Annotated in this window: 2 protein-coding genes; one reads left to right on the forward strand and one right to left on the reverse strand. The window is 41.8% G+C overall.

The annotated features are described in order from the left end of the window. A partial coding sequence (locus A3757_RS01265; protein ID WP_197469634.1) for an ATP-binding protein occupies positions 1–147 on the forward strand: 147 nt, incomplete at its 5' end. Between the two features lie 80 nt (positions 148–227). Here the strand turns inward: A3757_RS01265 and A3757_RS01270 are convergent. Next, on the reverse strand, positions 228–923 hold a 696-nt coding region (locus A3757_RS01270; RefSeq protein ID WP_156506086.1), incomplete at its 5' end, for a 7TM diverse intracellular signaling domain-containing protein.

Here is a 923-nt window from a genome sequence, read left to right on the forward strand (position 1 = left end):
AACTTAAGCTTTTCAGAGTGGAGCCAAGTCTTCGGTGACGCAAAGATGACAACCGCATTACTTGATCGACTAACGCATCACTGTCACATCATTGAAACAGGTAACGAAAGTTACCGCTACAAAGAATCTACTAATAAACGAATTTAAAACTGGAAATAAAAGAAAAGTTCAGGCCGTAATCTGGCCTCTCAGGCGGGTCAAAATTAAGTGCAAAAGCAGGGTCAGTTTTACATGCAAATTAACAGGCGGGCTGCCGTATTGCCTTTATACCAGGAGTAGAGGCCGATGCTTAAACATATGACTTGTGAAAGCATGGTTACGATTGTGCTGATGCTAATGATGTATTCGTATTCGATAATAAAGCAGAGTAAGCTTGTGGCAAAAGCTAGCGCCGCCAAGACTTTAATTGACAGGTCAAGCTTGAGAGACAGCACTCTTAAGTTGATGTAGGCGCGACAATATAAGAAGCCGAATGCAACGCTCATATTCATGAAGAAGGGGATGCTGATTTTCTGCCAATAGAGAGAGTTTGGCCATAAGGCTTGGAAGGCAACCCCTTTAATCCCACCCAGGTACAAGAAAAAGCAGATAAAGATACCGCTTAACCAGATATACATGACGTCTCTTAGGAATACGGCATTTACTGCTGAAATAAATAGCGCAAGAATTACGATCCCATAGAGAATGCCGAGCAGTAGCTTAACTTTATCTATTTCATGAAAGAAGGTGTCATTGGGCCATATTTGAAGGGGGACAAACATCGAACTAGAGGTATCGATGCGCATATAAAAAGTTTGGCTTTCGTTGGCTGGCGTGTTGTGTAAAAAAACGATATTTCGATAATCGATGTCTCGTTGCTCAAAGGGATAAGCATCACCTGCGATTTCTTTAGTATACTCGCCCTCACTATCTGGTATGAAGTA

This window comes from Oleiphilus sp. HI0117, from assembly GCF_001635235.1.